This window comes from Variovorax sp. Soil_C_17 (assembly GCF_057657265.1).
The window spans coordinates 1,376,692-1,383,454 of sequence record NZ_JBDGIT010000002.1 but is presented as its reverse complement, the minus strand read 5'-3'; the positions used below and the strand labels follow the sequence as shown (position 1 = coordinate 1,383,454).

Below are 6,763 nucleotides of genomic sequence, written 5' to 3'. Positions count from 1 at the left end.
GGGCGATCCAGCATCGCATCGAGAACCCGCTGTCGAAGCTGCTGCTCGATGGCAGCTTCGGGCCGAAGGACACGATCTTCGTCACCACCGACCCGGTCCGGACTCCCGGCAAGTTCATCTTTTCCGCCGACGAGGCGTTGGAAGTTCGAGCTGCCTGAGCGCAGACTGCGCCCGTGAGCCGCACGGCCGTTGCGAAGGCCCAAGGCGCTTCAGCCGAAGGCACGAAGGTACGGCAGTGAACCCGCCCGATAGATCCAGGAGGCGCAAATGACAGTCGAGTTCGAGGGCTTCCTCCAGGAGCCCCGCATCGCGTACTTCTCGATGGAGTTCGCGCTGGACGAACAGATGCCGACCTACAGCGGCGGCCTCGGCGTTCTGGCGGGAGATACGATGCGCACCGCGGCGGACCTCGATCTTCCGATGGTCGGCGTCACCCTGGTCAGCCGGGCCGGCTACTTCCGCCAGGAGATCATCGACGGAGCGCAGGTCGAACACCCCGATGCCTGGCAGCCGGAGAAGTGGTGTCGATCCTTGCCCGCCAAAGTGGCGGTCTCGATCGGCGCCCATGAGGTCTGGATCGGCGCCTGGCTGCACCGGGTCGAGAGCCATTGCGGTGGCGTGATTCCGGTGATCCTGCTCGATACCGACCTGGCAGAAAACAGTCCTGAAGACCGCGAGATCACGCACCATCTCTACGGAGGTGACGAGGGCTATCGCGTGAAGCAGGAGATCGTCCTGGGCATCGGCGGGGCGCGGATGCTCGCCGCGCTCGGCGTGAAGGTCCTCAAGTACCATCTCAACGAAGGGCACGCCGCCTTCCTCACGCTGGAACTGCTGCGGCATCACGCTCATACGGCCCAGGAAGCGGGCAAAGGTGCAATGCGTTACGACACCGCGGCCGTGCGGAGCCGCTGCGTGTTCACGACCCACACCCCGGTGGAGGCCGGCCACGACCAGTTTCCGTATGCGCTCGCGGCGCCGCTGCTGGGCGATTTCGTCGACGGTGCCCAGTTGCGAGCGCTTGCGGGTGAAGATCGGCTCAACATGACCCGGCTGGCCTTGAACCTGAGCGAGCATGTCAACGGCGTCGCCCGGCGGCACGCGGAGGTTTCCCGCCGAATGTTCCCAGGCTACGAGATTCGTGCCATCACCAACGGCGTGCATCCGTGGACCTGGGCCTGCGACAGCTTTCGACGGCTCTACGACAGATGCATCCCGCAGTGGTGTCATGAACCGGAACTCCTGATGCGTGCGACTGGGATCGCCGACGAGGAGATTCGCAAGGCCCACGCCGATGCAAAGACCGCACTCGCCAAGGAGATCATCAGGCTGGGCGGGCGCGCCCCCGACGCAGGGGTGGCCACCATCGGCTTCGGGCGGCGCATGACGCCATACAAGCGGCCGGACCTGCTGTTCTCGGACATCGACCGCCTGCGCGAAATTGCCCGGCGCCATCCGGTCCAGATCGTCCTTGCAGGCAAGGCCCATCCGCGCGACAGCGGCGGCAAGCAATTGGTCGAGCGCCTGCACGACTACGCTCGCAAGCTGCAAGGCGCTGTCCCTGTGGTGTTTCTTCCCGACTACAACGTGCGCATCGCACGTTTGCTGGTATCAGGCGTGGATATCTGGCTGAACACGCCGCAGCGCCCACTGGAGGCCTCGGGAACCAGCGGCATGAAGGCAGCCTTGAACGGCGTGCCCAATCTGAGCGTACTGGATGGCTGGTGGCTCGAAGGATGGATCGAAGGGGTGACAGGATGGGCCATCGGCCGCGATGGCAGCCATGAGGACGCCGCGAGCGACGCGCGCTCTCTCCATGGCCAACTCGAGAACGTCGTGCTCCCGCTCTTCTACGACGATGCCGCTGGATGGACAAAGGTCATGAAAGGCGCCATCTCGCTCAACGCTTCGTACTTCAACAGCCACCGAATGCTGCGCCGTTACGCCGCGGAGACTTACCTGCGCTGAGCCGCTCAGGCCGGGATGCGCACTGTCAGTCTTCCACCAGCAGATTGTTCACCACGTTGGCCACCCCCGGTGCCGACCAGGCGGCCTCCTGGGCGGCCTTGCGTTCGGTCCAGGAATGCACCTTTCCGCGCAGGGATACGTCGCCGCCGTTGACCAGAATCTGGATCTGACGGCTATCCTCGTCGGCCTGGCGCTCCAGCGCCGTCCGAATTCGCTCTTCGATATCTGCGGGCGTGAACTTCGGCTTGACCACGACCCGGTTCGTGACACCCGCGACGCCGAGCAGGTCGCGCACGGCATCCTCCGCGGCGCTGCGCTGGTAGGCCCATTCGACCTCGCCATTGAGCGTGACCCAACCCTTCTCCACCATGGGGTGGATCTTGTCGTCGGGGACCAGCACGTGCCACTCGAGGGCACGCTCGGCCGCCGCGGCGATGTCGGCGTCGGTGCGCTCGTGACCGGAGGGGAGCTTTACCTGCATCTCGACTGCCACCGCCTTCACCCCCTTGACCCGTTGGACGGCGCGCTCGATGGCGTGCTTCTCGGCATGGCTCGACGGGTGGCCGGTCAGGGTGACGACGCCGTCCTTCACGATCACGCCGACATCGGTGGCAACGATGGCCGGATCGAAATTCAGTTCGGCAACGATATCGCTTCTCAGCATGGCATCGGGTTTCATGAGCTGTCCTCGGCGGTGGTTTGAGGTGAACTGCCATCGCGCGCTCCGACGCGCGGTGTCGAGGAGCTCACTATAGAAAGTACGGGCAGGCCGCGGCTTGCGCTGGATCAAGCGGGTCGGCATTGAGGAAAGCGGCCGGGACAAGCAGAAGGAACAGTTGCAATCGGCTTGGGGACGGGCGTCACTCCCTCATGCCTGATTGCCTGGATCTGCGGCTCCAGCGGCGTGCCATGTTGGCCAGGTCGTCGAATGCCGGGACCACCGCAAGCATGAGCAGCAACAGGGCGAGAGGAACAGTCGAGATGTACCCGACATACTTGAAGCCCACCGAGCCCGTCAGCCCACCGAGGAAGAAAAAGGCAACGAGGAGCGTGAGGACGCGGAGGCGATCGCGGTTGGCGAGCACGCGAAGATGGGACGGCGGCCCAGCGGCATTCCGATAGAAAAGCTTGCCGAGCTCGATGCCGATGTCGGTCAAGATCCCGGTCAAGTGCGTCGTTCGAATCTCGGCATGCGACAGCTTGGTGATCACGGCGTTCTGCAGCCCCATGATGAAGCAGAGCAGCATCACCGTCACGGGCACGAACAGACCCCGCACGCTGGACAACCTGGCCCCCAGGACCCCGAAGCAGATCAGGAGGGTGGCTTCCACCAGCAGCGGCAACGCGTATTCGCTGTGCATGCGGCGCCTGCGCGCATAGTTGACCAGTACCGCAGAAGTTGCCGCTCCCGCCACGAACGACACCAGTCCGCCCGTTCCGGCAAGCACAACGTCATAGACACCCAGCACGAGATGGTCTGCCATGGACGAGACGATGCCCGTCATGTGTGAGGTGTACTGCTGGACGGCCAGGAAACCGCCCGCGTTGATCGCGCCGGCGACGAATGCCAACGCAAACCCGAGGTGGCGATTCGCGATCGGGGTTCTCTTTCGACCCGTAAGTCGTCTGGCGTAGTTGATGGGCATGGGCTGCTGCTGGTCGGATCCTACTGGCCGTGCAGGCCTCGGCATTGATGAACATCAAGGCGATCGGGTGCCTTCGCCGCGAAGATCGCTGCACGGCGCCATTTTGCCGGTGCATACCTTGTGAAGGGACATCGAGCCATGAACATCAAGACCATCCTCGTTCACCTGGACCATACCGACAGGTGCAGAGCCCGCGTCGATCTCGCGCACGGCATCGCCATGTCGCAGGGCGCTCACCTGATCGGGCTGCTGCCCAGCGGCTTGCTGGAGGGCTCGGTTCCGGCAGACGCGCTTCCCACGGGCATGACCGACTACATCGCGGAATCCGCCCGATACCTGCGGCAACGTGCGCAAGCGATCAGCGACGGCTTTGCGGCCGGTGTGGGATCGGGATCGTACGAAGTTCGTGAAACAGACGGCACGACCATCGACTCGCTGATTGCGCATGGGCGCTCGAGCGACCTGGTCGTCGTGGGCCAGGACGACAGCGCGAGCGATTCGGATCTGCCGGTGCACGGGCTCGTGTCCCGGGTGATGCTCGACGCGGGCCGGCCGGTGCTCGTGGTGCCTTACGCCGGCAAGTTCGCGGAGGTGGGGCAGAACGTCCTCATGGCATGGGACGGGTCCCGCGGCGCCGCAGTGGCGATGCGCGAGGCCTTGCCGCTGCTGACCCATGCGCGCCGGGTCACCCTCGTTTCATTCCGGCGTACGGCTTCAACCCAAGGTGATGAACTGCTGATCCCGGAGATGACACGCTGGCTGCAGCGTCATGGTGTGCAGGCGACGGTCGAGCAGCATGTCACGGAGATCGGCACATCGGACGCGTTGCTTTCGCGGGTCTCGGACGTGGGTGCCGACCTCGTCGTCATGGGTGGATACGGGCACTCGCGGCTGCGCGAGAGGGTGCTGGGTGGCGTCACGCGCGGGGTGCTCACCCATATGACGGTGCCGGTGCTGATCGCCCATTGAAGTCCGCCAACCGGACCCGTCGGTGCCGGACGCGGTTCGTCTCACATTCCTCGACGCGGGTCGGCTTTGATCCATTCCGCATAATCCAACGCGCCAGAATGGACGATTGCGAGCCCCCCTCTTATGCGCATCCTGATCGTGGAAGACGATACCCTGTTGGGCGACGCCGTCGCAACGGGCTTGCGCCAGCTCGGTCATGTCGTCGATTGGTTCGGCGATGGGGTTCTTGCAGACGCCGCCCTGGCCACGGCACCCTACGATGCAATGGTGCTGGATCTCGGCCTGCCGGGCGGCGACGGCATGCAATGGCTATCGCGCTGGCGCGGACGCGGCATGAAGCTGCCCGTGCTGATCCTGACGGCCCGCGATGCCGTGGAGCAGCGCATCGCCGGGCTCGACGCAGGGGCCGACGACTACCTGATCAAGCCGATCACGATCGACGAGCTCGCGGCGCGGCTTCGCGCCATGGTGCGCCGTTCGTCGGGCCAGGCACAGTCGGTATGGCAGCACGGCGCGCTCGAATATGACCCGGCCGCGAAGGTGGTGCGCTGGAAAGGCGACCAGGTGGACCTCACGGGGCGCGAGATGGCGTTGCTCGAGGCGCTGCTTGCGAATTCGCAGCGGGTGTTGTCCAGGGCGCTCCTGCAGGAGAAGCTCTACGACTGGAGCGGCGGGGAGCCGGAAAGCAACACCCTCGAGGTGCACGTCCATCGGCTGCGGCGCAAGATCGACCCGCTGATCGTCCGTACCGTCCGGGGCGTCGGCTATGCGCTCGGCTCCGGAGAACCTTCGTCATGAGCGATCGGAAGAGACCAGAGCCGCGCAGCCTCCAGCGCAGGCTCGTGCTTTATCTGCTGATCTGCGCACCGCTCGTGTGGGCGGTGGCGCTGGTCGTCTCCATCGACCGCGCCCGACACGAGGTCAACGAGCTCTTCGACACGGAACTGATCCGCCTCGCCCGCCAAGTGCAGGTGACGATCAGGGAGATCAAGGCCCCGGGTGCGGATGCACTCTCGGAACCCCCGGAGCCGGGCAGCCAGACCGCCGGCGAGTCCGACGTGCGCGATCTGGCAGTCGCCGTCTGGGATCGGCAGGGCCGGTTGCTGCTGTCTGACCGGCAAGGCGCGGAACTGCCTCGCCATGCGGGCCGTTCGGGCTTTCTCGACGAGCAGATCGGCGACCAGAGTTGGCGCGTGTACTACCTCCAGTCTGTCGACGGCGAATGGCTGGTGGCTGCCGGGCAGAAGGTCTATGAGCGTGACGAACTGGTCTTCGGCCTGACGGCAAGCCAGGTGATCCCCTGGCTCCTCGTGCTGCCCGTGCTGCTCCTCACGATGAACTGGGCGGTGCGCCGGGCGCTGGCGCCCCTTCGCCAGCTGACGACCGATCTCCGGGGTCGTGGCGCCGACGATCTGGCGCCTGTGCCCGGTTGTTCGACTCCGGCCGAGCTGAAGCCGCTGGTCGGCGCCATGAACGACCTGTTCGCGCGCATCGAGGCGCTGCTGGCCCGGGAGCGCCGTTTCACGGCCGACGCCGCGCATGAGCTGCGCACGCCGCTGGCAATCCTTCGCGTCCAGTGGGATGTGGTCCGCCGTGCTGCCATCGGACCTGAGCGCGACGAGGCCGAGGCCAAGTTCACCGCCGGCATGGAGCGCATGGGGCGTCTCGTCGCGCAGATGCTGGCGCTCTCCCGCCTGGAAGCCGGCAACGTGCCGAAGCCGAAGGCCGAGGTCCGCTGGCCGACCGTGGTCGAGGACGCGGTGAATGAATGCCTGGCGCTTGCCGAGCGCCGGCGGGTCGAACTGGCGTGCGAATGGCCACCCGCGGGCAGGCACCCGATGCCATTGCTCGGCGACGAGCACCTGCTCGTGGCGCTCCTGCGCAATCTGCTGGACAACGCCGTGCGCTACGCCCCGAAAGGAAGCACCGTAACGCTGCGCATCGGCGAGGAACGACTGGAGGTGGAGAACGAAGGCCCGCCCCTGGACCGCGAGCAATTGACCCGGCTCGGGGAGCGCTACTACCGTCCAGCCGGTCAAGCCGAGAGTGGCAGTGGCCTGGGCATTTCCATCGCCCGGCGCGTCGCCGAACTGCATGGGTTGGAGGTGGCCTTCGAGACGCCTGCGGGCGGGCAAGGCGTGCTCGTGGTCGTGCGCTTCGCCGCACCACGGCGCTGAGGC

General features: G+C 65.8%; 6 protein-coding genes. 4 read left to right on the top strand and 2 right to left on the bottom strand.

The window, feature by feature from the left end; all coding sequences use genetic code 11:
• Window positions 1–267: 267 nt before the first annotated feature.
• Window positions 268–1,968: an alpha-glucan family phosphorylase gene (gene glgP / locus AC3A6Y_RS15100; RefSeq protein WP_487869029.1), complete on the top strand. Its 1,701-nt coding sequence runs from the start codon at window positions 268–270 to the stop codon at window positions 1,966–1,968.
• A gap of 25 nt (window positions 1,969–1,993) precedes the next feature.
• On the opposite strand, the gene AC3A6Y_RS15095 is transcribed toward glgP, so the two are convergent.
• A complete protein-coding gene (locus tag AC3A6Y_RS15095) occupies window positions 1,994–2,647 on the bottom strand; it encodes a BON domain-containing protein (protein WP_487869028.1) in 654 nt (217 codons plus the stop codon).
• A 181-nt stretch (window positions 2,648–2,828) separates the two neighbouring features.
• A complete protein-coding gene (locus AC3A6Y_RS15090) occupies window positions 2,829–3,614 on the bottom strand; it encodes a YoaK family protein (RefSeq protein WP_487869027.1) in 786 nt (261 codons plus the stop codon).
• A gap of 138 nt (window positions 3,615–3,752) precedes the next feature.
• Between AC3A6Y_RS15090 and AC3A6Y_RS15085 the strand changes: the two genes are divergently transcribed.
• The 3 genes from AC3A6Y_RS15085 to AC3A6Y_RS15075 all read left to right on the top strand — a co-directional run bounded on the left by AC3A6Y_RS15085 (window position 3,753) and on the right by AC3A6Y_RS15075 (window position 6,760).
• On the top strand, window positions 3,753–4,583 hold the full coding sequence (locus AC3A6Y_RS15085; protein ID WP_487869026.1) for a universal stress protein: 831 nt from the start codon (window positions 3,753–3,755) through the stop codon (window positions 4,581–4,583).
• A gap of 123 nt (window positions 4,584–4,706) precedes the next feature.
• Entirely contained in the window at window positions 4,707–5,381 is a 675-nt protein-coding gene (locus AC3A6Y_RS15080) for a response regulator (RefSeq protein WP_487869025.1), read from the top strand.
• Window positions 5,378–6,760 carry an ATP-binding protein gene (locus AC3A6Y_RS15075; RefSeq protein ID WP_487869024.1) on the top strand — a complete coding sequence of 461 codons (1,383 nt, stop codon included), beginning with the start codon at window positions 5,378–5,380 and terminating at the stop codon, window positions 6,758–6,760. The genes AC3A6Y_RS15080 and AC3A6Y_RS15075 overlap by 4 nt, the downstream gene beginning before the upstream one ends.
• The last annotated feature ends 3 nt before the right edge of the window (window positions 6,761–6,763 follow it).

Coding starts and splice junctions, on each gene's coding strand:
- glgP (WP_487869029.1), top strand. CDS start 268: ATGACAGTCGAGTTCGAGGGCTTCCTCCAGGAGCCCCGCATCGCGTAC.
- AC3A6Y_RS15095 (WP_487869028.1), bottom strand. CDS start 2,647: ATGAAACCCGATGCCATGCTGAGAAGCGATATCGTTGCCGAACTGAAT.
- AC3A6Y_RS15090 (WP_487869027.1), bottom strand. CDS start 3,614: ATGCCCATCAACTACGCCAGACGACTTACGGGTCGAAAGAGAACCCCG.
- AC3A6Y_RS15085 (WP_487869026.1), top strand. CDS start 3,753: ATGAACATCAAGACCATCCTCGTTCACCTGGACCATACCGACAGGTGC.
- AC3A6Y_RS15080 (WP_487869025.1), top strand. CDS start 4,707: ATGCGCATCCTGATCGTGGAAGACGATACCCTGTTGGGCGACGCCGTC.
- AC3A6Y_RS15075 (WP_487869024.1), top strand. CDS start 5,378: ATGAGCGATCGGAAGAGACCAGAGCCGCGCAGCCTCCAGCGCAGGCTC.